The sequence below is a fragment of the Actinomadura geliboluensis genome, assembly GCF_043197915.1.
Taxonomy (GTDB): domain Bacteria; phylum Actinomycetota; class Actinomycetes; order Streptosporangiales; family Streptosporangiaceae; genus Spirillospora; species Spirillospora geliboluensis.
On record NZ_JBICUA010000004.1, the window covers coordinates 19,342 to 44,143 of the forward strand.

24 protein-coding genes are annotated in these 24,802 nt (G+C 73.0%); 13 read left to right on the forward strand and 11 right to left on the reverse strand.

The annotated features are described in order from the left end of the window. Positions 1–54: 54 nt before the first annotated feature. Entirely contained in the window at positions 55–1,074 is a 1,020-nt protein-coding gene (locus tag ACGFI1_RS14350) for a YeiH family protein (protein ID WP_392785580.1), read from the forward strand. On the opposite strand, the gene ACGFI1_RS14355 is transcribed toward ACGFI1_RS14350, so the two are convergent. Continuing rightward, complete coding sequence (locus ACGFI1_RS14355; protein ID WP_392785582.1) at positions 1,052–1,849, reverse strand: SDR family oxidoreductase; 798 nt, start codon at positions 1,847–1,849, stop codon at positions 1,052–1,054. The two genes, ACGFI1_RS14350 and ACGFI1_RS14355, sit on opposite strands and share 23 nt — an antisense overlap. 164 nt (positions 1,850–2,013) lie before the next feature. On the opposite strand from ACGFI1_RS14355, the gene ACGFI1_RS14360 reads away from it, so the two are divergent. Continuing rightward, positions 2,014–3,495 (forward strand): aldehyde dehydrogenase family protein, encoded by a 1,482-nt coding sequence (locus ACGFI1_RS14360; protein ID WP_392785584.1) that lies wholly within the window; start codon positions 2,014–2,016, stop codon positions 3,493–3,495. Between the two features lie 20 nt (positions 3,496–3,515). Here ACGFI1_RS14360 and ACGFI1_RS14365 read toward each other — a convergent pair whose 3' ends face one another. Next, positions 3,516–4,478 (reverse strand): ArsR/SmtB family transcription factor, encoded by a 963-nt coding sequence (locus ACGFI1_RS14365; protein ID WP_392785585.1) that lies wholly within the window; start codon positions 4,476–4,478, stop codon positions 3,516–3,518. A gap of 73 nt (positions 4,479–4,551) precedes the next feature. Here ACGFI1_RS14365 and ACGFI1_RS14370 point away from each other — a divergent pair, with 73 nt between their 5' ends. From ACGFI1_RS14370 to ACGFI1_RS14380, 3 genes are all read left to right on the forward strand, one after another. Then, positions 4,552–5,331 (forward strand): class I SAM-dependent DNA methyltransferase, encoded by a 780-nt coding sequence (locus tag ACGFI1_RS14370; RefSeq protein WP_392785587.1) that lies wholly within the window; start codon positions 4,552–4,554, stop codon positions 5,329–5,331. A gap of 123 nt (positions 5,332–5,454) precedes the next feature. Beyond that, positions 5,455–6,234, forward strand: coding sequence for an SDR family NAD(P)-dependent oxidoreductase (locus tag ACGFI1_RS14375; protein WP_392785589.1), 780 nt, complete (start codon positions 5,455–5,457; stop codon positions 6,232–6,234). Beyond that, positions 6,231–7,154, forward strand: a complete 924-nt coding sequence (locus ACGFI1_RS14380) for an RNA polymerase sigma-70 factor (RefSeq protein ID WP_392785591.1) — start codon at positions 6,231–6,233, stop codon at positions 7,152–7,154. The genes ACGFI1_RS14375 and ACGFI1_RS14380 overlap by 4 nt, the downstream gene beginning before the upstream one ends. 43 nt (positions 7,155–7,197) lie before the next feature. Here ACGFI1_RS14380 and ACGFI1_RS14385 read toward each other — a convergent pair whose 3' ends face one another. The 5 genes from ACGFI1_RS14385 to ACGFI1_RS14405 all read right to left on the reverse strand — a co-directional run bounded on the left by ACGFI1_RS14385 (position 7,198) and on the right by ACGFI1_RS14405 (position 13,020). Next, positions 7,198–7,365 carry a hypothetical protein gene (locus ACGFI1_RS14385; RefSeq protein WP_392785593.1) on the reverse strand — a complete coding sequence of 56 codons (168 nt, stop codon included), beginning with the start codon at positions 7,363–7,365 and terminating at the stop codon, positions 7,198–7,200. Between the two features lie 26 nt (positions 7,366–7,391). Further along, entirely contained in the window at positions 7,392–8,003 is a 612-nt protein-coding gene (locus ACGFI1_RS14390; RefSeq protein WP_392785595.1) for a PaaI family thioesterase, read from the reverse strand. After that, a complete protein-coding gene (locus ACGFI1_RS14395; protein ID WP_392785597.1) occupies positions 8,000–10,147 on the reverse strand; it encodes an acyl-CoA dehydrogenase in 2,148 nt (715 codons plus the stop codon). The genes ACGFI1_RS14390 and ACGFI1_RS14395 overlap by 4 nt, the downstream gene beginning before the upstream one ends. Positions 10,148–10,150: 3 nt before the next feature. Next, entirely contained in the window at positions 10,151–11,311 is a 1,161-nt protein-coding gene (locus tag ACGFI1_RS14400; RefSeq protein WP_392785599.1) for a steroid 3-ketoacyl-CoA thiolase, read from the reverse strand. Positions 11,312–11,421: 110 nt separating this feature from the next. Beyond that, entirely contained in the window at positions 11,422–13,020 is a 1,599-nt protein-coding gene (locus ACGFI1_RS14405) for an acyl-CoA synthetase (RefSeq protein WP_392785601.1), read from the reverse strand. A 172-nt stretch (positions 13,021–13,192) separates the two neighbouring features. Between ACGFI1_RS14405 and ACGFI1_RS14410 the strand changes: the two genes are divergently transcribed. Then, on the forward strand, positions 13,193–14,113 hold the full coding sequence (locus ACGFI1_RS14410) for an SDR family NAD(P)-dependent oxidoreductase (protein WP_392785602.1): 921 nt from the start codon (positions 13,193–13,195) through the stop codon (positions 14,111–14,113). A gap of 111 nt (positions 14,114–14,224) precedes the next feature. On the opposite strand, the gene ACGFI1_RS14415 is transcribed toward ACGFI1_RS14410, so the two are convergent. Genes ACGFI1_RS14415 through ACGFI1_RS14425 form a run of 3 tightly spaced genes read right to left on the reverse strand, consistent with a single transcriptional unit; the run spans position 14,225 to position 16,480 of the window. Further along, positions 14,225–15,001 carry an SDR family oxidoreductase gene (locus tag ACGFI1_RS14415; RefSeq protein ID WP_392785604.1) on the reverse strand — a complete coding sequence of 259 codons (777 nt, stop codon included), beginning with the start codon at positions 14,999–15,001 and terminating at the stop codon, positions 14,225–14,227. Between the two features lie 9 nt (positions 15,002–15,010). Beyond that, on the reverse strand, positions 15,011–15,760 hold the full coding sequence (locus ACGFI1_RS14420; RefSeq protein ID WP_392785605.1) for an SDR family NAD(P)-dependent oxidoreductase: 750 nt from the start codon (positions 15,758–15,760) through the stop codon (positions 15,011–15,013). A gap of 48 nt (positions 15,761–15,808) precedes the next feature. After that, positions 15,809–16,480: a TetR family transcriptional regulator gene (locus ACGFI1_RS14425; RefSeq protein ID WP_392785607.1), complete on the reverse strand. Its 672-nt coding sequence runs from the start codon at positions 16,478–16,480 to the stop codon at positions 15,809–15,811. A 166-nt stretch (positions 16,481–16,646) separates the two neighbouring features. Between ACGFI1_RS14425 and ACGFI1_RS14430 the strand changes: the two genes are divergently transcribed. The 3 genes from ACGFI1_RS14430 to ACGFI1_RS14440 all read left to right on the forward strand — a co-directional run bounded on the left by ACGFI1_RS14430 (position 16,647) and on the right by ACGFI1_RS14440 (position 20,458). Continuing rightward, positions 16,647–18,146, forward strand: a complete 1,500-nt coding sequence (locus ACGFI1_RS14430) for an FAD-dependent oxidoreductase (protein WP_392785609.1) — start codon at positions 16,647–16,649, stop codon at positions 18,144–18,146. Between the two features lie 5 nt (positions 18,147–18,151). Next, entirely contained in the window at positions 18,152–19,303 is a 1,152-nt protein-coding gene (locus tag ACGFI1_RS14435) for an alpha/beta hydrolase family protein (protein ID WP_392786274.1), read from the forward strand. Positions 19,304–19,492: 189 nt separating this feature from the next. Further along, positions 19,493–20,458: a ferritin family protein gene (locus tag ACGFI1_RS14440; RefSeq protein WP_392785611.1), complete on the forward strand. Its 966-nt coding sequence runs from the start codon at positions 19,493–19,495 to the stop codon at positions 20,456–20,458. A gap of 42 nt (positions 20,459–20,500) precedes the next feature. On the opposite strand, the gene hsaA is transcribed toward ACGFI1_RS14440, so the two are convergent. Beyond that, positions 20,501–21,667, reverse strand: coding sequence for a 3-hydroxy-9,10-secoandrosta-1,3,5(10)-triene-9,17-dione monooxygenase oxygenase subunit (gene hsaA, locus ACGFI1_RS14445; protein WP_392785613.1), 1,167 nt, complete (start codon positions 21,665–21,667; stop codon positions 20,501–20,503). A gap of 146 nt (positions 21,668–21,813) precedes the next feature. Here hsaA and ACGFI1_RS14450 point away from each other — a divergent pair, with 146 nt between their 5' ends. Genes ACGFI1_RS14450 through ACGFI1_RS14465 form a run of 4 tightly spaced genes read left to right on the forward strand, consistent with a single transcriptional unit; the run spans position 21,814 to position 24,798 of the window. Next, on the forward strand, positions 21,814–22,980 hold the full coding sequence (locus ACGFI1_RS14450; RefSeq protein ID WP_387074075.1) for a Rieske 2Fe-2S domain-containing protein: 1,167 nt from the start codon (positions 21,814–21,816) through the stop codon (positions 22,978–22,980). After that, positions 22,977–23,216, forward strand: coding sequence for a ferredoxin (locus ACGFI1_RS14455; RefSeq protein WP_392785615.1), 240 nt, complete (start codon positions 22,977–22,979; stop codon positions 23,214–23,216). Before ACGFI1_RS14450 ends, ACGFI1_RS14455 begins: the two co-directional genes overlap by 4 nt. Continuing rightward, positions 23,213–24,013 carry an SDR family NAD(P)-dependent oxidoreductase gene (locus tag ACGFI1_RS14460; protein ID WP_138635311.1) on the forward strand — a complete coding sequence of 267 codons (801 nt, stop codon included), beginning with the start codon at positions 23,213–23,215 and terminating at the stop codon, positions 24,011–24,013. The genes ACGFI1_RS14455 and ACGFI1_RS14460 overlap by 4 nt, the downstream gene beginning before the upstream one ends. Continuing rightward, a complete protein-coding gene (locus tag ACGFI1_RS14465) occupies positions 24,010–24,798 on the forward strand; it encodes an SDR family NAD(P)-dependent oxidoreductase (RefSeq protein WP_392785617.1) in 789 nt (262 codons plus the stop codon). Before ACGFI1_RS14460 ends, ACGFI1_RS14465 begins: the two co-directional genes overlap by 4 nt. The last annotated feature ends 4 nt before the right edge of the window (positions 24,799–24,802 follow it).

Consider the following 24,802-nt stretch of genomic DNA (forward strand, 5'->3'; position numbering starts at 1 on the left):
TGAGGCCGAACCGGCCGGTACCGGGACGGCCGGGTGCGCGGAAGCCTCGGATCCATGAGCGTTCTGGAAGCGGTCCGCACCGGGCGGGCACGGTCGTGGTGGGAGCGGACGGCGCCGGGCCTGGCGGTGGCGGCGGGCGGCGCGGGCGTGGCGATGGCGGTCAACCGGCTCGTCCCCGCGCTGAGCGCGCTCACCGTCGCGGTGCTCGCCGGGGTGCTGGTCGGCGGGGCGCTGCCCGCGGTGACCGCGCGGGGCCTGCGGTGGGCGACCCGCGCGCTGCTCCGCGCCGGGGTGGTGTTCCTCGGTCTCCAGCTCAGCCTCGCGGAGGTGCTGCGGCTCGGGCCGGGCATGCTCACCGTGGTCGTCGCCACCGTGCTGCTCGCGTTCACCGGGACGCTCGCCCTCGCCCGGCTGACCGGCGTGTCCCGCGGCCTGGGGCTGATGGTCGCCACCGGGTTCTCGATCTGCGGGGCATCGGCGATCGTCGCGATGGACGGCGTCGCCCGCAGCGAGAAGGAGGACGTCGCGACCGCCGTCACGCTCGTGACGATCTACGGCAGCGCCGCCATCGCCGTCGTCCCGTTCCTCGGCTCGCACGTGCTGGGGCTGGACCCGGAGACCGTCGGCATGTGGGCGGGGCTGAGCGTCCACGAGGTCGCGCAGGTCGTCGCGGCCGCGTCCCCCGCCGGTGCGGCGGCCGTGGGCACCGCCGTGATCGTGAAGCTGACCCGGGTGGTGCTGCTCGCGCCCATGGTGGCGGGGATGGGCGTCGTCGAGCGCCGGGCCGGGGGCGCCGTGGACGGGAGGCGTCCGCCCATCGTGCCGCTGTTCGTCGCGGGGTTCCTGGTGCTGCTGCTGGTGCGCAGCGCCGGTGTCGTGCCCGGCGCGGTCGTGACGGGGGCCAAGGAGGTCTCGACGGTGCTGCTCGCGGCGGCGATGTTCGGGCTGGGGACGTCCGTCCGCGTCGGCGCGCTGCTGCGGACGGGACGGCGCGGCCTCCTCCTCGGCCTCCTTTCGACGGTGCTGGTCGGCGCGGTCTCGCTGGGCGCGCTCAGCGTGCTCGGGCACCGGTGAGGGGCTTGCCGGTCTGGCGGAGGCGCTCGTCCAGGAAGTCCTCCCAGGTGCGGGTGCCGTGGTCGGCGCCCTCCAGGGTGAGGTTGTCGGCGGCGCGGTAGGCGCGCCCGGCCTTGCCCGGTATGCGGACGGGCATCGTCATCCGGCGCTTGCCGCGCACCTCCAGGTACCCGCGGACGAGTTCGCCCAGCCCGTACACCTTGGGCCCGGCCAGGTCGGGGACGCGTCCCGCCGGGGCGCCGAGTGCCAGCTCGACGAGCCGCGGGGCGACGTCCCGCGTGTCGACCGGCTGGAACCGCAGCCCGCCCGGGACCGGGACGACCGGCAGCTTGGCCATGCTCTCCACGACCTTCAGCACCAGGTCGTGGAACTGGGCGGCGCGCAGGATCGTGTAGGGGACGCCCGAGTCCACGACGGCCTGCTCGGTCGCCACCTGGGTCCGCATCCAGGCGAGCGGGACCCGGTCGGCGCCGATCACCGAGATCAGCACCAGGTGCTGCACGCCCGCCTTCGCCGCGGCCCGCGTGAGGTTGCGCGCGACGACCTCGTCGCCCTTGTTGCCGCCGGCCAGGTGCAGGACGGTCTCGACCCCGTCCAGGGCGGCCTCGACGCCCTCGTCCTTGAACAGGTCGCCGGTCACGTACTCGACGCCGTCGGCGGGCTCGCGGGTCTGCCGGCTGAGCACCCGGAGGTCGGCGCCGGCGTCGCGCAGCAGCGGGACGGCCTGCCGTCCGATCGTGCCGGTTCCGCCGGTGACCAGGATGGGCGCGCTCATGACTCCTCCAACTGGGCTCTCTCCGTGGCTTCACCGTGCGGACGGGATAGCCGCCCGGAATGTGACATCTCCGGGACGAGGGGGTGTTTTTGCCGGGCGGGCGGTGTGGACGGGCCCGTCCGGGCAAGGGCAGAGGGACCGCTGGCCGATGCGAGGAGGCACACATGATGGCGGGGGGAACGATGCTCGACGTCTACACGGGGTTCGACCGGATGCCCATCGCGGGCGAGTGGCGGGCCGGCCGGGCGGGCGGCAGCCGGGAGGACACCGACCCCTACACCGGGGACGTGCTGACGGAGATCCCCCTGGCCGGCGCGGACGACCTCGACGAGGCGTACCGGGCGGCGCGCGACGCGCAGCCGGACTGGGCGGCGCGGCCCGCCGCCGAGCGCGCCGAGGTGATGGCGAACGCGGCGCGCGTCCTCACCGACCGGGAGGGCGAGCTGGTCGACTGGCTGCAGCGCGAGGCCGGGGCGACGCGGGGCCGGGCCGGGATGGAGCTGGCGCTGGTGCGCGCCGTCACGGAGAAGGCCGCCGAGCAGGCCGACCGGATCAACACGTTCATGGGCACGGGCTCCGACATCCCGGACAAGGAGAACCGCGTCTACCGGCAGGCGGCGGGCGTGGTGGCGGTGATCAGCCCATGGAACTTCCCCGTCCAGCTGTCGAACCGCTCCGTGGCGCCGGCGCTGGCGCTCGGCAACGCGGTCGTGCTGAAGCCGGCGGGCGACACCCCGGTCACCGGCGGGCTGTTCCTGGCCAAGGTCTACGAGGAGGCGGGGCTGCCGCCGGGCCTGCTGAGCGTGCTCATCGGCAAGGGCGGCGACATCGGCGACGCGATCGTGGAGCACGAGGTCCCGCGGGTGGTCTCCTTCACCGGGTCCACGCCGGTCGGCCGGGGCATCGCCGCGAAGGCCGGGCTGAAGAGGCTCGCGCTCGAACTGGGCGGCAACGGCCCGCTGGTGGTGCTGGACGACGCCGACCTCGACCAGGCCGTGGCGGGCGCCCTGTACGGGAGCTACTTCCACATGGGCCAGGTGTGCATGGCGACCAACCGGATCATCGTGGACGCGTCCGTCCACGACGCCTTCGTCGATCTGTTCGTCTCCGCCGCGGCGTCACTGCGCTACGGCGACCCGCGCGGCGACGGGACGCAGCTGGGGCCGGTCATCAACGCCAAGCAGCTCGACTCGATCCGCGAGAAGGTGTCGCGGGCGGTCGAGGACGGCGCGGAGCTGCTGCTGGGCGGTGACCCGGTGGGGCCCACGGGGCAGGTGCTCCCGCCGCAGGTGCTCATCGGCGACAACACGGTGGCCACCGCGGCCGAGGAGGTCTTCGGGCCGGTCGCCACCATCGTCAAGGCGGACGACGAGGACCACGCCCTTCAGCTGGCGAACGACACCGAGTACGGGCTGTCGAGCGGCGTCTACTCCGGTGACCGGGACCGGGGCCTGAACTTCGCGCTCCGGGTGCAGGCGGGGATGACCCACATCGACGACACCACCGTGAACGACGACGTCCATATCGCGTTCGGCGGCGAGAAGGCGTCCGGGCTGGGGCGCTTCGGCGGCGACTGGGTCGTGGACGAGTTCACCACGAACCACTGGGTCAGCCTCCAGCAGCGGCCGCGCGACTTCCAGTACTGAACCCCCGCGACGGCTCGTCCTCACTGGTCGAGGTGCGGGGCCGCGAGTCGGTCGCCGAGGGCGCTGCGGCGGTACAGGACGTGCCGGCCGTCCCGGGCGCGGGTGAGCAGCCCCGCGTCGTGGAGGATCTTCAGGTGCTGCGAGACGGCGCTGGGGGTCACGTTCAGGCGGCGCGCGAGTTCGATCGTGGGCAGGGGCTCGTCGAGGACGGCGAGCAGTTCGGCGCGGCGCGCGCCGAGCAGCGCCGACAGGGCGGCGGTGTCGGGGGCCGGGGCCGGTGTCCACAGGGTGGCGGCGCCTCGGCACGGATAGGACAGGCTGGGCGGCTCGTCCGGGTGGACGGGCGGGGCGGGCTTGTGGGCGAACACCGCCGGCATGAGGAGCAGCCCGCGCCCGGACGCCGCGACGTGATGGCGTCCGATCATCTTGTCGATGGAGAGGACCCCGTCCCGCCAGGTCAGGTTCGGGTGCATGTCGGCGAACAGCAGGCGGGCGCCGCCGACGGCCAACTGCCGCGCCCGGTATGTCATGTCGGCCTCCAGCACCAGCCGCATCTGCGGCCACACCGGTTCGACCGCCGTCCGCCAGTAGCGCAGCAGGACGTCGCAGGCGACGTCGCGGAGCTCGGCGGCCGAGGCGTCGTCCGGGGGCGTCGCCTTGACGAGGGCCGCCTCCATGTCCCTGCGGACCTTCTCCGGAGGCGTCCGCCGGACGAGGGACAGCTGGTCCTCGAAACGCGGCGCGAAGGTCGTCGGGCGGGGCGCCAGGAAGTCCGGGATGGCCAGTCTCGTCCCGACGAGGGAGATCAGCAGGCGGACGTCGTCCGGGTCGAGCCGGGCGAGCGCCGCCCGGCGCCATGGCAGGTGCAGCGTCTGCAGGCCGGGCTCGCGTAGGACGCGCAGGCTCAGGCACGTCTCGTCCAGCGGCGACAGCGCGAACCGGGTGTCCGCGAGGTCCTCGACCCCGAGCTCGAAGCTGATCATTAAGCCCCACGCTACATCGATTGGCGGGAGCGGGCGCGCGGCGTGGACTCGTCCTCATGGCACCGAACGGCTCATGGCACCGAAACGGAAGGACGCGCACATGAAGGGCTTCGATCCGCGGACCAGCTTCGGCGAGGACGTGGCCGCGCACTACGACGCCGAGGAGACCCGGGGCGACGAGCGGGAGACGGTCGCGTTCCTCGCCGGCCTGGCGGACGGGCGTCCCGTCCTGGAGCTCGCCGTCGGCACCGGCCGCAGCGCGCTGCCGCTGGCACGGGCCGCCGGCGTCCGGGTGGACGGCATCGAGCAGTCGCCGGCCATGGTCGACCGGCTGCGCGCGAAGCCGGACGGCGACCGGATCGACGTGACCATGGGCGACATGTCCCGCGTCACGACCGGGCGCACCTACGGGCTCGTCTACCTGGTGTTCAACACGATCGGCAACCTCCTCGGCCAGGACGACCAGGTCCGCTGCTTCCAGAACGCCGCCCGCCACCTGGACGGCGACGGGGCGTTCGTCCTCGAATGCCGCGTCCCCACCGCCCCGGCCCGTCCCGGCCACCGGTTCGTTGACCCGGAGCACATCGACGCCGAGAGCGTCGGCCTGGACGTCTGCCGGTACGACCCCGTGACGCAGATCCTGGACAAGAACCATGTCCGGATCAGCACGTCGAGCATCACCTTCGACCCCATCAGGCTCCGCCTGGCCCACCCGCCCGAGTTCGACCTGATGGCCCGGCTCGCGGGGCTCCGCCTGCGCGAACGGTGGGGCGGTTGGGAGGGCGAACCGTACACGTCCGCGAGCTGGCGCCACATCAGCGTCTACGAACACGACCCCGCCGCCGACTGCTGAACCCTGGGACTGGCGAAGGTCGTTTCGCAGGGTTTTCCGCTCGGCGTGTCACAGGGGGCGCGGCTGTCTCGTCTCGGGTCTCGAAGACGGGTTCACCAAAAGCACCCTAAGGAGCGGGACACCATGAGCGAGCAGGTCGAGCAGGTCGGGAAGCGGAAGGTCGCGCTGGTCACCGGGGCGAACAAGGGGATCGGGCGCGGGGTGGCCGAGCAGCTCGCCGCGCTGGGCATGACGGTCTTCCTCGGCGCCCGGGACGCGCGGCGCGGCGAGGAGGCCGCCGCGGCGCTGCGCGAGGCGGGCGGCGGCGACGTGCACGCGGTCGCGCTGGACGTCACCGAACCGGCCACCGCCGCGTCGGCCGCGCGCCTGATCGGGGAGCGTTCCGGCCGCCTCGACGTGCTGGTCAACAACGCGGGGATCACCGGATCGGGCCAGGTCTCCCCGGCGGACGCCACCGACCAGGTGCCCAGTACGGTCGATCTGGACATGGTCAGGGCCGTGTTCGAGACCAACGTGTTCGGGGTGATCGCGGTGACGAACGCGATGCTGCCGCTGCTGCGCCGCTCCCCGGCGCCCCGCATCGTGAACGTCAGCAGCCACGCCGCGTCGCTGACCCTGCTCAGTGACCCGGACGGCCCCTTCGCGGCGCTGCTGCCGTCGGCGGCGTACTCGCCGTCCAAGTCCGCGCTCAACGCGCTGACCGTGCACTACGCCAACGAGCTGCGGAAGGACGGCTTCCTCGTCAACTCCGTGGCGCCCGGGTTCGTCGACACCGACAGCAACAACCACACCGGGTTCCTCACCGTCGCGCAGGGCGCCGCGACCGTGGTGCGCCTGGCCACGCTGGACGCGGACGGGTCCACCGCCGGCTTCTTCGCCGAAGACGGACCGGTGGCCTGGTGACGGGCGGCGGGGACGAGTCCTTCGAGGAGCTGCGGCCGCTGCTGTTCTCGATCGCCTACCGGATCCTGGGCAGCGTCAGCGAGGCCGAGGACGCCGTCCAGGAGACCTGGCTGCGGTACACGGCCTCCGCGACCCGGCCCGCGTCCACCAAGTCGTTCCTCTCGGCGGTGGTCACCCGGATCTCGATCGATGTGCTGCGGTCGGCCCGGCTGCGCCGGGAGGAGTACGCCGGGCCGTGGTTCCCCGAGCCGCTGCTGACCGACCCCTACCAGGACCCGGAGCGCGCGGCGGAACTGGCCGACTCGCTGTCGATGGCGGCCCTGCTCCTGCTGGAGCGGCTCAGCCCGCTCGAACGAGCGGTCTTCGTGCTGCGGGACGTGTTCGGGTTCGGTTTCGACGAGGTCGCGTCGGCCGTCGGGCGCTCCGAGGCCGCGTGCCGCCAGCTCGCGGTCCGGGCCCGCCGCCACATGGACGCGGGCCGCACCCGGTTCACCGCCGACCGGACCGAGCGCACGGAACTCGCCGCGCGGTTCCTCGACGCCTTCCGGGAAGGGGACGTCGACGGACTGCGGGAGCTCCTGGCGGCCGACGTCCAGATGGTCGGCGACGCCGGCGGCAAGGCCCCGCAGCTCGGCAGCCGGATCATCGGCATCGAGAAGGTGGCGCACGCGCTCGCCTGGTCCGTCTCGCGGTTCGTCCGGGCCGGCGCCGTGCTGGAGCAGCGGGAGGTGAACGGGCAGCCGGGCGCGATCGTCCGCGACCGGGACGGCAAGGTCCTCAGCACGTGGGCGCTGGACGTCCTCGACGGCCGGATCCAGACGATCCGCACGGTGAACAACCCGGACAAGCTCCGGCACGTCGGCCCCGTGGCCGACGCGTGGGACGCTCTGCGCGCGGCGAACCAGCCGCTCGCGGATTGATGGGCCCGCCCGCACGCGCCGGAGGGGAGGATTTCCGGAAGGGTTAGATCGGGTAGCGGGTCGCCTCGTCGACTTGGACGCTGCTCGGGTCCGCTATCACCTGGGGTTTGGGCGGGACTTCCTGGCCGGGCACCGTGTCCTCCAGCTGGACGCGCGGCGGCAGGGCCCGCCAACGGCCATCCGTGTTCTCGGACCGCTCGTCATCGCTCATATGTCCATCATGCCCCGATACCTCCGTCAGCGGGGGCGTGGCGGATGTTTGGCGATGAAGAGTCCCTCGGCGGAGACGCAGGTCTTGCCGTCCGCCGTGATCTCGCCGGTGGTGCGGATCTTGCGGCCGTCCACGGAGGTCTGGCGGGCGGTGATCGTCAGCGGCTCGAAGAGGGGGGTCAGGTGGTGGTAGCGGAGGGTCAGTTCCGCCGTCACGCCTGACTTGCCCGCCCAGCCGTTCGCCACGCCGAGGGTGTGGTCGAGCAGGAGCGCGGAGACTCCGCCGTGGACGCTGGACGGCGGCCCCTGGTAGGGCAGGCCCAGCGTGACCGTGCCCTCGATGGTGCGGGAGTCGACGGCGCTGTAGGCGACGGGCGGGGCGATCGGGTTCTCCGAGCCGGTGACCGGGTCGTGGCGGGTCATGCCGTCGCCGCGCCACATGTCGACCAGGCGGTCGCGCAGGGGCGGGGCCGTCGCCTCCAGGTCGTCGGCGACGGCGTTGAGGCGGCCGGTGACGGACGCCATGTCGGCGTCCGTCATGTCGCCGGAGCGGACGAGGGCGTCGATGACGCGGCGGGCCGCCTCGACGGCCGCGTCCACTCCGGCGGGCCGGGTGCCCGAGGGGAGGTCGATCGTCATGCGGCGTCCCTGGGCAGGCCGAGGATGCGCTCGCCGATGATGTTGAGCTGGACGTCGGTGGTGCCGCCCGCGATCGACATGTTGCGGGAGTTCAGGAACATCCAGGTCGGGTCGCCCATGCCTCCCTCGCCGCGGCCGGTGAGGGCCTCGGGGCCGATCCAGTCCACGGCGGTCTCCCACACCTGCTGGATGTGCTCGACGCCGATCAGCTTGCCGATGCTCGACTCGGCGCCCGGCTGGCCGCCCGCGAGGGTGCGCAGCGTGGTGCGCAGGCCGAACAGGCTGCTGGACTGGGCGTCGCAGAGGATGCCGCCGAGGGTGGTGAGGCGCTCGTCGTCGGCGTCCTTGGCCAGCTTGAGAAGGGCTTCGCCGCCGCTGCCGAGGGACGAGTCGTTGGACAGCGACACGCGCTCGTTGGCCAGGGTGGTGCGGGCGAGCTTCCAGCCGTCGCCGGGACCGGCGACCAGGAGGTCGTCCGGGATGAAGACGCCGTCGAGGAACACCTCGTTGAAGAGGGTGTCGCCGGTCAGCTCGCGGAGCGGGCGGATGTCGATCCCCGGGGACCTCATGTCCAGGAGGAAGTACGACAGGCCCTTGTGCTTCGGGACGGACGGGTCGGTGCGGGCGAGCAGGATGCCCCAGTCGGCCTCGCGGGCCATGGACGTCCACACCTTCTGCCCGGTGATCTTCCAGCCGCCCTCGACCTTCTCCGCGCGGGTGGACAGGGCCGCGAGGTCGGAGCCCGCGCCCGGCTCGGAGAACAGCTGGCACCAGCGGATGTCGCCGCGCAGGGAGCCGGGCAGGAACCGCTCGTGCTGGGCCGCCGAGCCGTGCGCGATCAGCGTCGGCACCACCCAGTTGCCGATGATCATGTCGTGGGCGCGCAGGCCGGCGGCGCGCATCTCCTCGGCGATGACCAGCTGGGTGACGGCGTCCGCGCCCTTGCCCCAGGGGGCCGGGAGGTGCGGGGACGTGTAGCCGCGGTCGGCCAGGTAGGTGGTGTGCTCCTTGCCGGTGAGGGCCTTGGCGGGCTCCAGTTCGGCGCGGACGCCGGTGCGGATCTCCTCGGCCTCCGGCGGGAGTTCGACGCTCAGTTCGCGGCGGACGCCGTCGAGTGTGAGCCGGGCGACGCGGCGGCGCCAGGACGCCGTGGAGCCGAGCAGGACGCGGAGCGTCTGCGTGCGGCGCAGGTACAGGCTCGCGTCGTGTTCCCAGGTGAAGCCGATGCCGCCCAGGGTCTGGATGCAGTCCTTGGCGGTCTGGAACGCCGCTTCGACGCTGGTCGCTCCCGCTACGGCGGCCGCGAGGGATGCCTCCTGGGAGGCCGGTTCGTCCTGGGCGCGGGCCGCGTCCCAGGCGCAGGCGCGGGCCTGCTCGGCGTGCGCGAGCATGCGGGCGCAGCGGTGCTTGACGCCCTGGAACTGCCCGATGGGACGGCCGAACTGCTCGCGGACCTTGGCGTAGTCGGCGGCGGTCGCCGTCGCCCAGTCGGCCAGCCCGGACGCCTCGGCCGCGAACAGCACCGCGGCCAGGTCGCGGACGGTCTGCGCGTCGATGTCCAGGACGGTGACGGGCGCGCCGGTCACCTCGACGGTGGCCAGGCGGCGGGTCAGGTCGTGGCTCGGGTGCTCGTCCACCACGGCCGTGTCTCGGGAGAGGACGACCCAGACGGTCTCGCCGCCCTGTTCGGCCGGAACGATCAGCACGTCCGCCAGGGGGGCGCCCATGATGGGGCCCGACCTGCCGGTGAGGGTGGTTCCGGTGAGTTCGAGGGTGCCCGCGTCCAGGCCCAGGGCGGCGGTCTTCGTCCCGTCGGCCAGGGACGGCAGGTGCTCGGTGTGGCCGGCGCGGTGCAGGACGGCGCTCGACAGGACGGTCGGCAGGAACGGCCCCGGCGTCATGGCGCGGCCCAGTTCCTCCAGGACCACGGCCAGTTCGACGATGCCGTAGCCCGCGCCTCCGGCGTCCTCGGGGAGGTGGAGGCCGAGCAGGCCCTGCGCGGCGAGGTCGGTCCAGAACTCCGGCGCCTTCGCGCGGTCGGCGTCCACACTGGCGCGGACCGCGGCCTGCGTCACCTGCCGGGACGTGAAGGCGCGCACGGCGTCGCGCAGGTCGCGGTGCTCCTCGGTCAGCCCGATGGTCATTGCTCAGATCCGTTCGATGATCGTGGCCGTGGAGTGCGCGCCGCCCGCGCACATCGTGACGAGCGCGGTCGACCGGTCGGACCGTTCCAGCTCGTTCACGGCCTGCGTGATGAGGCGGGCGCCGGTCGAGCCGACCGCGTGGCCGAGCGCGATGGCGCCGCCGTTGACGTTGACCTTGTCCATGTCCGCGTCGAGCACGGACGCCCAGGACAGGACGACCGACGCGAACGCCTCGTTGATCTCGACGAGGTCGATGTCGGACAGCTTCATGCCCGCCCGGTCCAGGACGTGCCGCGTCGACTCGATCGGCCCGTCCAGGTGGTAGTACGGGTCGGACCCGACCATGCCGGACGCGACGATCCGGGCGCGGGGGCGCAGGCCCAGCTCGGCGGCCCGGTCGGCGGACATCAGCAGGACGGCTGCGGCGCCGTCGCTGATCTGCGACGAGTTTCCCGCGGTGTGGATGCCGTCCGGCAGCACCGGCCTCAGCCCGGCCAGCGCCTCGGCGGTCGTGTCGCGGAGCCCCTGGTCGCGGGTGACCACGGCGGTCTCCCCGGTCGGGCCCTCCCTGGTCATCACGGGCGCCTCGACCGGGAGGATCTGGCCCGCGAACCGGTCGTCCGCCCAGGCCGCCTTCGCCTTGGCCTGCGAGGCCAGACCGAGCGCGTCGGCGGCCTCGCGGGTGACGCCGCGCTTCTTCGCGATGCGCTCGGCGGCGGTGAACTGGTCGGGGTAGTCGATCTCCCAGCCCTCGGGGGCGGGGCTGCCGGTCTCCGGGGTCAGCGCCTGCCCGAGGAACACCCGGCTCATCGCCTCGACGCCGCAGCCGATGCCGGTGTGGATCGTCCCGGCCGCGATCAGCCCGGCGATCAGGTGCACGGCCTGCTGGGACGAGCCGCACGCGCAGTCGATCGTCGTGCACGCGGTCGTGTAGGGCAGGCCCGCGTACAGCCATGCGTTGCGGGTGACGTTGTTGGACTGCTCCCCCGCCTGGGTGACGCAGCCGCCGACGACCTGCCCGACCGCGGCCGCGTCGACGCCGGCGCGGTCGAGCAGCCCGCGCTGCGTCAACCCCAGCAGCTGGGCCGGGTGCAGCCCGGACAGGGCGCCGTGGCGCTTGCCGACCGGCGTCCGGACGGCATCGACGATGACGGCCTCGGGCATGGGGGATCTCCTTGAGTGCGTGGCGGGCGCCCCGGCCGGGCCGGGGCCGCTGTGGTCAGACCGGTGTGATCAGACCCGTCTGATCAGGCCGGTGTTGGGCGGTCCGGGGGTCAGTCGGTCGCGGTGAGGACGCGCTTGGCCCACCGGTAGTCGGCCTTCCCGCTCGGGGAGCGGACGACCGCGTCGGTGAACGTGACCGCCGCGGGGATCTTGTAGCCGGCGAGGTGCTCGCGGCAGTGGGCGCGCAGGTCCTCGACGGTGGCGGACGCGTCCGGGCGCAGCTCGACGACGGCGGCGACGCGCTCGCCGAAGCGGTCGTCGGGGACGCCGGCGACGAGGGCGTCCATCACGGCGGGGTGCGCCTTGAGCGCCTGCTCGACCTCTTCGGGGAAGACCTTCTCACCGCCGGTGTTGATGCAGCCGGAACCTCGGCCGAGGACGATGACCGTGCCGTCCTCCTCGACGCGGGCCATGTCGCCGAGGATCGACCAGCGCTTCCCGCCGATGACGGGGAACGTCTTCGCGGTCTTCTCCGGGTCGTTGTGGTAGCCGAGCGGGACGTTGCCGGAGCGGGCGACGTACCCGACCTCGTCCGAGCCGGGCGCGACGGGGCGCATGGCCGCGTCCACGACGGTGACGCGGGGGTCGGCGGCGAGGCGCATCAGGCCGTCGTCGCCGACGCTGATGTTGCCGTCCACGCCCGACTCGGACGCGCCGAAGCCGTTGTTGATGTGGATGCCGGGGATCAGCTCGGCGAACTCGTCCTGGACGCTGCGCGACAGGATCGCGCCGCCGGAGCCGAGCACCTTCACCGACGAGAGGTCGTGCTCGGCGCCGTGCGCGCGGATCGCGTCGGCGAGCGGGCGCGCGATCGCGTCCCCGACCACCGCGACGATCATGGGCTGCTCGCGGTCGATCGTGCGGAGCGCGTCGACCGGGTCGAAGCGCCGCATCAGGATCGTCTTGGAGCCGGTGAGCAGCGCCATGAGCAGCGTGTAGGACGCGGCGCCGTGCATCAGCGGCATCGTGAGCAGGAAGCTCAGCTCGAAGCCGTCCTTCGCGGCCTCGGCGAGTTCGCCGGCGGTGAGGCGCGGGTCGCCGTAGGGGTTCCCGCCCTTCAGCGCGGCGAAGTAGAAGTCCTCGTGCCGCCAGACGACGCCCTTGGGGTTCCCGGTCGTGCCGCCCGTGTAGAGGACGTAGCGGTCGTCGGCGCTGCGGCCCTCGCGGAGGGACGGGTCGGGCTCGCCGGGCTCGGAGGTGTAGTCCTCGACGCTGATCCGGTCCGGCCACTCGGGCTTCTCGGCGGTCTCGCCGGTCCGGACGACGGTGACGGCGCGCAGGTCCGGGCAGTCGCCGGCGACGCGGGCGGCGGCGGGCGCGAACGCGTCGTCCACGACCAGGCCGGTCAGCTCGGCGTTGGTGTAGAGGTAGTGCAGCTCGCGGTCGGTGTACCGGTAGTTGATGTTGACCGGCACGGCGCGGGCCTTGAGGCAGCCGAGCAGCGTCTCGACGTACTCGGTGCCGTTCAGCATGTGCAGGCCCACGTGCTCGCCCGGCGCGATGCCCGCCGCGCGCAGCCGGCGCCCCACCGCGTCCGCGCGGGCGTCCAGCTCGGCGAAGGTCAGCCCGCGGTCGCCGCAGACGAGGGCGCGGCGGTCCGGGACGGCCGCCGCCACGGCCTCGAAGAGGGTCGCCAGGTTCAGCGTCATGCCCGTCACACTAGAATTCGTTCTCATCGGGAGGCAACGAGAGTCCCACTCAGCGGTCGCGCCGATGGCGGGTACCTCCGGCACCCGCTCAGCGGGACCGGATCCCGGGTAGAAGTAGAATTCGTACTAGCCTCCGTCACCGGCAACCGAACACACCGACCCGGAGGCTTCGATGAACGCCGACCTCTCCCTGGCGGGCCGCACCGCCATCGTCACCGGCGCGGGTGCCGGGCTGGGCCGCGCCGAGGCCCTCGCCCTGGCCGCGCAGGGCGCCAACGTCGTCGTCAACGACATGGGCCCGGCTGCGGACGACGTCGTCGCCGAGATCAAGAAGGCGGGCGGCGCGGCCGTCGCGGTGAAGGGCGACGTCGGCGACTGGTCGATGGGCGACACGCTGGTGGCGGCGGCCGTCGACACGTTCGGTTCGCTGGACGTCCTGGTCAACAACGCGGGCGTGCTGCGCGACAAGATGCTGTTCAACCTCTCCGAGTCGGACTGGGACGACGTCGTCCGCGTCCACCTGAAGGGGCACGCGTCGGTGTCCCGCGCCGCCGCCGTGCACTGGCGCGCCGCGAGCAAGGCCGCCGGCGGCCCCGTCTACGGGCGCGTGATCAACACCGCGTCGGAGGCGTTCCTGTTCGGGTCGGCGGGCCAGCCGAACTACTCCGCCGCCAAGGCCGGCATCGTCGCGCTGACGCTGTCGACGTCCGCCGGGCTCGGCCGGTACGGGGTGCGCGCCAACGCGATCTGCCCCCGCGCCCGGACGGCGATGACGGAGGCGACGTTCGCCGAGGGCACCGCGCCCGGCGGCGTGGACGTGATGGCGCCCGAGCGGGTCGGCACGTTCGTCGGCTACCTGGCCTCCCCCGCGTCCGAGAAGATCACCGGCCAGGTGTTCGTGGTGTACGGCGACATGGTCGCGCTGATGGCGGCGCCGACCGTGGAGCAGAAGTTCACCGCCGCCGAGGGCGTGTTCTCCGTCGAGGAGTTCGGCGCGCAGATCACGCCGTACTTCGAGGGCCGCGACCCGCACCAGACCTACGCGGCCTACAGCGTCGCCGCGCTCGACAACACCGGCACCAGCAAGTACTGACCCCCCGCCTTCGGACCCACCGGTGGCCGCCCTCGGCGCGAGGGGCGGCCACCGGTGCCCGTCAGAAGTGCGCAGCGTCGCGCAGGTCAGAAGTGCGCGGCGTCGCGCAGGTCAGAAGTGCGCGGCGTCGCGCAAGGTCGCCTCGGCGCCGCCGTCCACGTAGATGACCTGGCCGGTCATGTGGGTGTTGGCCGGGGAGATCAGCCAGTCCAGGGCCGACGCGATCACCTCGGGGCCGGCGAAGCCGTTGAGCGGCATCGGGACGGCCTCCTTCATGATCTCGAACATGCCCTCGTCCTCGAACAGCGGCGCGCTCATCGGGGTCTTCACGACGCCCGGCGCGATCGCGTTCAGCGGGATGCCCGCGCCCGCCCACTCGGGGGTGGTGCAGACCCGGCGGAGCCACTGCGCGAGCGCCGACTTCGACGACGGGTACAGCCGGCCGCCCGCGCCGCTCTCCTCGACCTTCGTCGCCGCCGCGATCGCCGCGGGCTCGTCGCCCTCCAGGCAGGCGCGGACGACGTCGTCGTCCACCGGGTGGGTGCCGGAGATCGAGCCGACCACGGCGGCGCGCGGCGCCTCGGCCGCGGCGAGCGCGGGGCGCAGGCCCTCCAGCAGCCCGACGACGCCGAAGAAGTTCACCTTGACCGGCATGACCGTGAAGTCGGACACTCCCGCGCAGGCCACGACGGCGTCGAGCCGCCCGCCGGCCCTCCCCAGCGTCTCCGCGACCGCGCGCGCCCGGCCCTCGGGGACGCTGAGGTCGGCGCAGACGTCGGCGTCGCGCAGGTCGATGCCGATGACGGTCTCGCCGGCGTCCCGGAGCATCCCGGCGAGGGATCCGCCGATGCCGGACGCCGAACCGCTGACGGCGATGGTGCGTGCCATATCTCTCTCCTAGGTGTGGGCGCCGCCGTCGACGCGGAAGTCGGCACCGGTGTAGTAGCCGGCGTCGGACGACGCGGCGAACGCGATCGCGGCCGCGATCTGCTCGGGCCGCGCGGCGCCGTAGTAGGACCGGATCTTGGAGAAGTAGTCGAGGTCGAGGCCGGGCGGGAACATGTCGGGCGACCGCACCAGCGGCGTGTCGACCGCGCCCGGGGAGATCGGCACGACGCGGATGCGGCGCGCGGCCAGCTCGGCGGCGAGGCTGAGGGAGAACGCCAGGACGGCGCCCTTGGACGCCGAGTACGCCGTCATGTACGGGTTGCCCTGCGTCGCCGACAGCGAGGCGGTGTTGACGATCACGCCGGTGCGGTCGGGCAGGTGCTTGAGCGCCTCGCGGCAGAACAGCGCGGTGCCGACGAGGTTGACGGAGAACAGCCGGTTCAGGTCGTCGACGGTCAGCGTCTCGATGGGGGTGGTCTTGTGGACCCCCGCCACGTTGACCAGGACGTCGATGCCGCCGAGGGTCTCCGCCGCGTCCGCCACGGCCGCGATCACGGCGGGCTCGTCGGTCACGTCGGCGGTGCGGGTCGCGATGGTTCCGGGCCCGGTGACCGCGGCGGCGGTCTCGGCCAGGCCCTTCTCGGCGAGGTCCACGGCGTAGACCGCGGCCCCCTCGGAGGTGAGGCGGATCGCCGTGGCCCGTCCGATGCCGGACGCCACCCCGGTGAGCAGCACTTTCACGCCGTCATAGCGATTCATGGCGGCACGCTAGCCGCGGTCCCGGCCGGCCCGCCGGGACCGTCCCGATCACCGGGAGGCCGCCCCGCCGCCGGCGGAGTCGCCCGGGGAGTCGTCCCCGGAGCCGCTCGCGGACGCGTTGGAGCGGGGGGCGAGCAGCAGCCGGCAGGCGAGCCGGATGTCGCTCTCCACGTCCGCCATGGAGGCGCGGCCGTTCAGGCTCGACTGGAGCACCCCGTACCAGCACTGCATCAGCAGCCGGACGAGCGTGACGTCCTGCGCGGTCGGGACGTCGATGCCCACGGCGCGCAGCAGGATCTCGCGGAACGTGCTGTCGATGTGGACGGTGTCGGCGACGGTCGCGACGTGCGCGGTGTTCGACGCGTGCAGCATCGACGCCGACAGGACGGGCTGCGCCATCAGGTTCCGGCTGGCCTGCACCAGCAGGTCGGCGACCGCGTCCTCGGGCGCGACGCCGGGCGCGGGCTCGGACACCTGCTCGCGGAGCCGGTCGACCTGCGCCGCCATCACCGCGGTGAACAGGTGCACCTTCGACGGGAAGTACCGGTACAGGGTGCCGATCGCCACCCCGGCCGCCTTCGCCACCTCGTGCATCTGGACGCGTTCGAGGGACTTCTCCGTACCGATGCGCGACGCGGCGCGGAGGATGCGCTGCCGCCGGTCGTGCTGCTCGGGTGAGCTGGGCTCGGCGGACATCCTCGCCGCTGCGATCCTCGCCACGGTCCTCCCCCCGGTCCATCGGTGTGCTGACAAGGAAGAATATCCAGGCTCGGCGCCTTTCCCGCGATCGCCGATACCGGTCAGTGGGACGCGCCGGCCCCCCGTGTCGCACGCCACGTTTACGTTGTGCCCGCGCCGAGATCGCGAGGCTGGAGGGGACGTCACCGTGGGGAAATGGGACGACGAGTACGACGTGGTGGTGGCCGGTTCGGGGGCCGGCGCGATGGCCGGGGCGCTCGCCGCGGCCTCCGGAGGGCTGCGGACGGCCGTCCTGGAGAAGACGGCGGTGCTCGGCGGGACGTCCGCGTACTCGGGGTCGGCGATCTGGCTGCCCGGCACGCAGGTGCAGGAGCGGGCCGGGCTCGGTGACTCGACGGAGGCGGCGCGCACGTACCTGCGGGCGCTGCTCGGTGACGCCGAGGAGGAGCGCCGGGAGGCGTTCCTCGCGACGGCGCCCGAGCTGGTGGAGTTCCTGGAGAAGGACCCGGAGATCGAGTTCCGGTTCCAGGCGTTCCCCGACTACTTCGCCGCGCCGGGCCGCATGGACATGGGCCGGTCGTTCGTGCCGCTGGAACTGCCGGTCGAGCGGCTCGGCGAGCGGGCCGGGCTGGTGCGGCCGCCGGTCGACCGCGACCGGGCCGGGCGGGGCCACTCGGCGAAGCCGCTGGCGCAGGGCCGCGCGCTGATCGGGCGGCTGCTGCTGGCGATCACCGCGACCGGGAACGGGTCCGTCCTGACCGAGACCCCGCTGACCGGCCTGATCGTCGAGGACGGCCGGGTCGCGGGCGTCGAGGCGGGCGGCCGCCGGATCCGCGCCGCGCGGGGCGTGCTGCTGGCGGCGGGCGGGTTCGAGGCGTCCGCCGAGCTGCGGGCGGCGCGCGGCGTGCCGGGCGGCGCCGGCTGGACGATGGCCCCGGACGGCGCGAACACCGGCGACGCGATCGAGGCGGCCGTGCGGATCGGCGCGGCCACCGGCCTGCTCGACCAGGCGTGGTTCTGCCCCGGCCTGCTCACCGCCGACGGGCGGCCCGCGTTCACGCTCGGGTTCCGGGGCGGGCTGATCGTGGACGGCGCGGGCCGCCGCTTCGCCAACGAGTCGCTCCCCTACGACCAGATGGGCCGGACGATGGCCGCCGCCGAAGGACCGTTCCATCTGATCTTCGACGCACGGTCGGACGGGCTGCCCGCGATCTCCGTCCCGCCGCTGGCGGCCGACGAGCAGGTGGCGTCCGGCCGCTGGGTCCAGGCCGGGTCGATCGGCGACCTCGCCGCGAAGATCGGCCTGCCCGCCGACGCGCTGGCCGCGACCGTCGAGCGCTTCAACGGCTTCGCCGCCAACGGCGCCGACGACGACTTCCACCGCGGCGAGGACCCCTACGACCTGTACTTCTCCGGCGGGAGGCCGTGCGTCGTCGCCGTCGACCAGGCCCCGTACTTCGCGGCGGAGGTCGTGCTGAGCGACCTCGGGACGAAGGGCGGGCTGCGCACCGACGCCGACGCCCGCGTCCTGGACGGCGAGGGCCGCCCCATCCCCGGCCTCTACGCCGCCGGCAACACCAGTGCCTCGTTCACCGGCCCCGTCTACCCGGGGCCGGGCGTTCCGATCGGGTCGGCCATGGCGTTCGCCTACCGCGCCGTCCAGCACCTCAGGAGGGACCACACGTGAAGATCATGGGAAGGGTCGCGGTCGCGGCCGTCACCTGCGCGGCGGCGGCCGGGATCGCCGCCGTCCCCGCGCAGGCCGCGCCCGCCCAGCGCGGCAAGCTGCTGAGCAGCCGCCCGCTGGCGAACGCCGCGGCGCTGCCGAGCGCGTCCGCGAACCGCTTCGTCACCTACGTCTCCGAGGGCGTGGGCGGGAAGCCGATCACGGTGTCGGGCACGGTCGCCGTGCCGGAGGGCACCCCGCCGCCCGGCGGCTGGCCGGTGCTGAGCTGGGCGCACGGCACCACCGGCACCGCCGACCGGTGCGCGCCGTCCGCCGACACCGCGGACGGCCCGGCCCACGACTACCTGTCGGTCACCGAGCAGTACCTGGACAAGTGGGTCGCGAACGGGTTCGCGGTCGTCCAGACCGACTACGAGGGCCTCGGCACGCCCGGCGGGCACCCGTACATGAACGGCGACAGCGAGGCCAACACCGTCACCGACATCGTCCGGGCCGCCCGCAAGGCCGACCACCGCATCGGACGCGACTGGTACGTGGCAGGGCACAGCCAGGGCGGCCAGGCGACGCTCTACACGGCGGCGGCCGCGCAGAAGCCCCGCGACGTGCGGCTGAAGGGCGCTGTGGCGATCGCGCCGGGCTCCCTGATGAGCCAGACCGCGCAGTACGTCAAGGCGCAGTACCCCGGCGCCGAGATCGCGCTGCCGTTCCTGTTCGTCCTGCTGAACGGGGCGAACGCGGCCGACCCGACGTTCGTCCCCGAGGACCTGCTGACCGGCGACGCCGCCGCCGTCGCCAAGGCCGGCCGCACGGACGCGTGCCTGCTCCAGCTCAAGCAGCTCAGCAAGAACCTGGCGCTGGACAACGTGTTCCGCCCGGACGCCGACCTCACGCGGTTCGAGCGGTACTACGACTCGCAGGAGGCGCTCGGCCTCACCATCAAGGTCCCGACGCTGGTCGTCCAGGGCACCGCCGACCGCGAGGTCTCCCCCGCCGCGACGCAGAACATCGTCGGCGACCTCTGCAATCGCTACGGGAGCATCGCCTACCGGCCGTTCGAGGGAGCCGACCACCGGGGCGCCATCCCGGCGTCCTTCGACGCGGCCCTGCGGTTCGCCACGTCCGTCCAGAACGGCGAGACCCCGCCCACGACTTGCTGACCGGCGCGGGCACCCCGACGGAAGCAGCATGTGAGGGCGCGCATGATGCGCGCCCTCACGGCGGTTTGACCGAATCCCGATCCTCCTCGGGTAGCGCAGGCGACCGGCACTGGTAACACAATGTGGTCAAATGCATTCACTGTGTATGCGGTGGTCTGCCGTCGCGCACACGATCGAGGAGGACCGAGCATGACCACATCGGGGCTCACCCGGACCTGCGCCGGCGTCGCCTGCGCGGCGGCGGTACTGATCGGGACGGCGCTCCCGCCGGAAGTGGCGTCCGCCGCGGAGAACCACCCCAAGACCCGGCAGAACACGCTCACCGCGATGCACGGTGAGGCCATGGCGCACGCGAGCTACCACTTCTACGCCGGACAGGCCGGTCACGAGCATCTGGCCGAGCCGCGCCGCCTGTTCACCGACGCCGCGCGTACCGAACTCCACGACCACTTCACCAAGGAGGCGCGCCTCATCCACTTCGTCCACGGTGACGCGGCGAACCTGCGCGAGAGCATCAAGGGCGAGCGGGAGGAGGCGACGCGCATGTACCCGCGCTTCGCCCGCGAGGCGCGGGAGGACAAGGACTACAACGCCGCCCGCCTGTTCAGCGAGATCGCCCGCGACGAGGCCCGGCACGCCCGCGACTTCACGAAGGCGCTGTACGCCATCACGCACCACCGCGGGCACGTCCCCGCCGGGCAGAAGGCCGACCCCGTCCGGGTCGTCGCGGGCAAGCCGAAGGTGCGGTCGAAGCGGACGCTGCGCAACCTGGAGACCGCGATGCGCGGCGAGGCGTTCGCGAACGCCAAGTACACGCTGTACGCCGAGCACGCCAAGGCCCGCCACCCGAAGGTGGCCGAGCTGTTCCGGCGCGCGGCCGCGGTGGAGCTGACCGAGCACTTCGCCGGCGAGGCCGTACTCGCCGGATTCGTCCACGACACCGCGGACAACCTGCGCCGGAGCATCGCCGGGGAGACCTACGAGGCCACGAAGATGTATCCGGGCTTCGCCCGCACCGCACGGGCCGAGGGGAACCTGAAGGCCGCGGCGCTCTTCACGGAGATCGCCGGGGACGAGGCCGCGCACGCGCGGGCGTTCAAGAAGGCGCTCAAGCACCTCCATCACCACCGCCCCGCCGGGCGCACCAACTCCTGACGGGTATCCGGCGCACGCCTCCGGCGGGGGCGTGCGCCGGACTCAGACCAGGTTGTCCTCGACCTTGAGGCCGAAGATGCCGCGGCCCCACATGGACAGGGCGTGCTCGACGTCGTTGGCCACGTGGACGCTGCCCGCGTGGGCGTCGCGCCAGGCGCGCTCGATGACGTTGCCGCGGTGCAGCGAGTTGCCGCCGGCGGTCTTGAACAGGATGTCGATCGCCTCGATGGCGCGCTCGGTGCCGCGGACCTGGTCGCGGCGGGCGCGCAGCCGCAGCTCCATCGGGATCTTCTCGTTGCGGGCCGCGTACTCGTGGATCTCCCGGACGTTCCGGTCGGTCTGCAGGATCGCGGCGTCGATCTCCGACGCGGCGCGCGCGACGGCGACCTGGGCGTGCGGGTCCTCGACGAAGCGGCCGCCGCCGAGGCTGAGCCGGATCCGGTCGCGCATCCTCGCCACGTAGTGGTCGTGGCAGCCGGCCGCCATGCCGATCACGCTGGCCGCGACGGTGCTGGTGAAGATCGTCCCGAACGGCATCCGGTACAGCGGGCCGGTGTTGACCTTGCGGCCCGGGTTGCGCAGCTGCGCCTGCTCGAAGTTGCGCATGGCCCGGTGGGACGGCACGAACGCCCGCTCCACCACGATGTCGTCGCTGGCGGTGCCGCGCAGGCCCATCGAGTCCCAGACCTCGCGGATCTCGTAGTCCCGCTTCGGGACGAGCACCGTCATGAAGTCGACCGGGCGGCCCTCCGCGCCGACGACGAGCGCGCCGAGCAGCGCCCACGAGACGAACTCGACGCCGGACGAGAACGACCAGCGGCCGGTCAGCTCGTAGCCGCCGTCGACCGGGGTGAGCCGGCCGATCGGCGCGTAGGACGAGGAGACGAGGGTGTCGGGCCCGGCCCCCCACACCTCGCGCTGCGCCTCGTCGTCGAACAGGCCGAGGTGCCAGGAGTGGACGCCGAGGATCGCGGCGACCCAGCCGGTCGACCCGCACGCGCCGGAGATCTCCCGGACCACCTCGTAGAAGGCCACCGGGTCGCCCTCGGCGCCGCCGTACCGGGCGGGCTGCAGCATCCGGAACACCCCGGCGGTGGTCAGCTCGCGGATCGTCTCGGCGGGGATGCCCCCCTTCTCGTCCACGGACCGGGCCCGCTCGGCGATGCCCGGCAGCAGCTCGCGCACGGCGTCCAGGACCTCGTTGCTCATCCCTGCTCCCGTCTTCCTGATACGGCCTCTGCAGGAGACCATGCTGCCGTGCCGCCGCGAGGGCGGGCGTCCCGGCCACCGGGACTCACCGGCCGGGACGGTGACCTGCGACCTAACGTTCGATTTACCCAGCCATCGCCGAAGGGATGATCCACGTGACCGCAACCGAGTCGGACGCCGTCCGCGCCATCGAGGCGGAGGCGATCTCCCGCCGTTTCGCCCGGGGATGGCACTGCCTCGGGCTGGCCGAGTCCTTCAAGGACGGCAAGCCCCACACGGTCCACGCGTTCGGCCAGAAGCTCGTCGTGTTCACCGGTGAGGACGGGAAGACCAACGTCCTGGACGGCTACTGCCGGCACATGGGCGGCGACCTGTCCCAGGGCACCGTCAAGGGCAACGAGATCGCCTGCCCCTTCCACGACTGGCGCTGGGGCGGCGACGGGCGCTGCAAGAAGATCCCGTACTCGCGCCGCGTCCCGCTGCGCGCCCGCACCGCCGCGTGGCCGACGATGGAGCAGGACAAGCTGCTGTTCGTCTGGAACGACCCGGAGGGCAACCAGCCCCCGGCGGACGTGACGATCCCGGTGATCGAGGGCGCGACCCGCGACGACTGGACCGACTGGCGCTGGACGGAGCAGGTGGTCCACACCAACGCCCGGGAGGTCATCGACAACGTGGTCGACATGGCCCACTTCTTCTACATCCACCAGTCGTTCCCGACGTACTTCAAGAACATCTTCGAGGGCCAGACCGCCACGCAGATCATGAAGGGCGTGACCCGGGAGGACTCCCGCCGCAGGCGCGAGGGCTCCGGCGGCGGCGGGCCGCGGATGCTCGGCAACACCTCCGTGGCGTCCTACCACGGCCCCTCCTTCATGATCGACGAGCTGACGTACCACTACGAGGGGTACGACCTGAACTCGGTCCTGATCAACTGCCACTACCCGATCGACGAGAACTCGTTCTCGCTGCACTCGGGGATCATCGTCCAGCACAGCGACGCCCTCCCGCCGGAGGCGGCCGAGGCGACCGCGCAGAAGCTGTCGGAGTTCATCCTGATCGGCTTCCAGCAGGACGTCGAGATCTGGAAGAACAAGACCCGCATCGACAACCCGCTGCTGTGCGAGGAGGACGGGCCCGTCTACCAGCTGCGCCGCTGGTACGAGCAGTTCTACGTGGACGTCGCCGACGTCAAGCCGGAGATGACCGACCGGTTCGAGTTCGAGATCGACACGACCCGTCCGGTGGAGTCGTGGAAGAAGGAGGTCGAGGAGAACCTCGCGCGCCTGGACGCCGAGGGGGCCTCGGCGTGACGGCACGCCAGGACGAACGCCTCCTGGACGGCCCGCTGGTGCCCGTCTCCTGCCGCCGCTGCGCCGCCGAGGTGCTGGTGCGCAAGTCGAGCTGGGAGCAGACGAGCATCCAGTGGAACGCCGCCGCGCGGGCCGCGTGCGTGAACCTCGCCGAGGACCCGCACGAGACCTGCCCGGCGCTGCGCTCGGCGATCCAGGAGGCGGCGCTGACCGGCGCCGTCCAGGTGGTCGAGTGACCGGACGGCTGGCCGGGCGCGTCGCGGTCGTGACGGGCGCGGGCGACGGCATCGGACGCGGCGTGGCGCGCCGCTTCGCCGCCGAGGGCGCCCGCGTCCTGGTGGCGGAGCTGAACGCCGGGAGCGGCGCGGCGGTGGCGCGCGAGCTGGCCGCGGAGTTCGGCGCCGAGGCGCGGTTCGTCCGGACGGACGTGACCGACAAGGCGCAGGTCCACGGCATGGTCGCGGCGGCCGTCGAGGCGTGGGGCTCGGTCGACGTCCTGGTCAACAACGCCTGGGGCGCCGGGACGGTGAGCCGCGTCGAGACCAAGACCGACGAGCAGCTCGCCCGCGGCTTCGCGATGGGCTACTACGGCCCGCTGTGGGCGATGCAGGCCGCGTTCCCCCACATGAAGGCGCGCGGGTGGGGACGCGTCATCAACATGTGCTCGCTGAACGGGGTCAACGCCCACATGGGGACCCTGGAGTACAACTCGGCCAAGGAGGCCCTCCGGACGCTGACGCGCACCGCCGCCCGCGAGTGGGCGCCGACGGGCGTCGTCGTGAACGCGATCTGCCCGGGCGCCAAGAGCGCGGCGTTCCGGCGGATGGCGTCCGAGCACCCGGAGATCGAGGCCGCGGCCGACCGCGCCAACCCGATGGGCCGCCTCGGCGACCCGGAGACCGACATCGCACCGGTGGCGGTGTTCCTCGCGTCCGAGGACGCCCGCTACCTGACCGGCAACACCCTGTTCGCGGACGGCGGCGCGCACGTCAACGGCGTCGCCTGGACCCCGGACCTGGACGGAGAGCAATGATCGACACCTATGGCCCGTGGGCCGTCATCGCCGGCGGCTCGGAGGGGGTCGGCGCCGCGTTCGCACACCGCCTCGCCGACGCGGGCCTGAACCTCGTGCTGATCGCCCGCAAGCCGGGCCCGCTGGCGGAGACCGCCGAGGCGGTCCGGGCGAAGGGGGTGGAGGTCCGCACGCTGGAGCTGGACCTGATCTCCCCCGACCCGCTGAAGAAGGTCCGCGAGGTCACCGACGGCCTGGACGTCGGCCTGCTGGTCTTCAACGCGGGCGCGAACAGCTACGGCCACGAGTTCGTCACCGGCGACCTGGAGCGCTTCCAGGGCGTCATCGACCTGAACATCACCGCGCAGCTCGCCTTCACCCACCACTTCGGCGCGCTGATGAAGGAGCGGGGCCGCGGCGGCCTGCTGCTCGTCGGCTCCCTCGCCGGGTACATGGGGCAGGCGCAGATCAGCATCTACTCCGCCGTCAAGGCGTTCGGCCGGGTCTTCGCCGAGGGCCTGTGGCTGGAGATGCGCGAGCACGGGGTGGACGTCTTGGAGCTCGTCCTCGGCGTGACCCGCACCCCGGCGATGGAACGCGCCGGCCTCAACATGGACATGCCGGGCCTGAACGTCGCCGAGCCCGACGACATCGCCCGCGAGGGCCTGGAGCACCTGAAGGACGGCCCGATCTGGGTCGCGGGCGGCAACTACGAGGCGGCGCGGAAGCGGGCGGGCTTCCCCCGCGACCGCAAGGTCCTCGGCGCCCACGAGGCGATGAAGCGAATGCTGCCCGACCCGTCCTAGCCCC

Excerpts from the sequence above, each read along its gene's own strand:
- ACGFI1_RS14350 (WP_392785580.1), top strand. The coding sequence starts at position 55 with ATGAGCGTTCTGGAAGCGGTCCGCACCGGGCGGGCACGGTCGTGGTGG.
- ACGFI1_RS14355 (WP_392785582.1), bottom strand. The coding sequence starts at position 1,849 with ATGAGCGCGCCCATCCTGGTCACCGGCGGAACCGGCACGATCGGACGG.
- ACGFI1_RS14360 (WP_392785584.1), top strand. The coding sequence starts at position 2,014 with ATGATGGCGGGGGGAACGATGCTCGACGTCTACACGGGGTTCGACCGG.
- ACGFI1_RS14365 (WP_392785585.1), bottom strand. The coding sequence starts at position 4,478 with ATGATCAGCTTCGAGCTCGGGGTCGAGGACCTCGCGGACACCCGGTTC.
- ACGFI1_RS14370 (WP_392785587.1), top strand. The coding sequence starts at position 4,552 with ATGGCACCGAAACGGAAGGACGCGCACATGAAGGGCTTCGATCCGCGG.
- ACGFI1_RS14375 (WP_392785589.1), top strand. The coding sequence starts at position 5,455 with ATGAGCGAGCAGGTCGAGCAGGTCGGGAAGCGGAAGGTCGCGCTGGTC.
- ACGFI1_RS14385 (WP_392785593.1), bottom strand. The coding sequence starts at position 7,365 with ATGAGCGATGACGAGCGGTCCGAGAACACGGATGGCCGTTGGCGGGCC.
- ACGFI1_RS14390 (WP_392785595.1), bottom strand. The coding sequence starts at position 8,003 with ATGACGATCGACCTCCCCTCGGGCACCCGGCCCGCCGGAGTGGACGCG.
- ACGFI1_RS14395 (WP_392785597.1), bottom strand. The coding sequence starts at position 10,147 with ATGACCATCGGGCTGACCGAGGAGCACCGCGACCTGCGCGACGCCGTG.
- ACGFI1_RS14400 (WP_392785599.1), bottom strand. The coding sequence starts at position 11,311 with ATGCCCGAGGCCGTCATCGTCGATGCCGTCCGGACGCCGGTCGGCAAG.
- ACGFI1_RS14405 (WP_392785601.1), bottom strand. The coding sequence starts at position 13,020 with ATGACGCTGAACCTGGCGACCCTCTTCGAGGCCGTGGCGGCGGCCGTC.
- ACGFI1_RS14410 (WP_392785602.1), top strand. The coding sequence starts at position 13,193 with ATGAACGCCGACCTCTCCCTGGCGGGCCGCACCGCCATCGTCACCGGC.
- ACGFI1_RS14415 (WP_392785604.1), bottom strand. The coding sequence starts at position 15,001 with ATGGCACGCACCATCGCCGTCAGCGGTTCGGCGTCCGGCATCGGCGGA.
- ACGFI1_RS14420 (WP_392785605.1), bottom strand. The coding sequence starts at position 15,760 with ATGAATCGCTATGACGGCGTGAAAGTGCTGCTCACCGGGGTGGCGTCC.
- ACGFI1_RS14435 (WP_392786274.1), top strand. The coding sequence starts at position 18,152 with ATGGGAAGGGTCGCGGTCGCGGCCGTCACCTGCGCGGCGGCGGCCGGG.
- ACGFI1_RS14440 (WP_392785611.1), top strand. The coding sequence starts at position 19,493 with ATGACCACATCGGGGCTCACCCGGACCTGCGCCGGCGTCGCCTGCGCG.
- hsaA (WP_392785613.1), bottom strand. The coding sequence starts at position 21,667 with ATGAGCAACGAGGTCCTGGACGCCGTGCGCGAGCTGCTGCCGGGCATC.
- ACGFI1_RS14450 (WP_387074075.1), top strand. The coding sequence starts at position 21,814 with ATGATCCACGTGACCGCAACCGAGTCGGACGCCGTCCGCGCCATCGAG.
- ACGFI1_RS14465 (WP_392785617.1), top strand. The coding sequence starts at position 24,010 with ATGATCGACACCTATGGCCCGTGGGCCGTCATCGCCGGCGGCTCGGAG.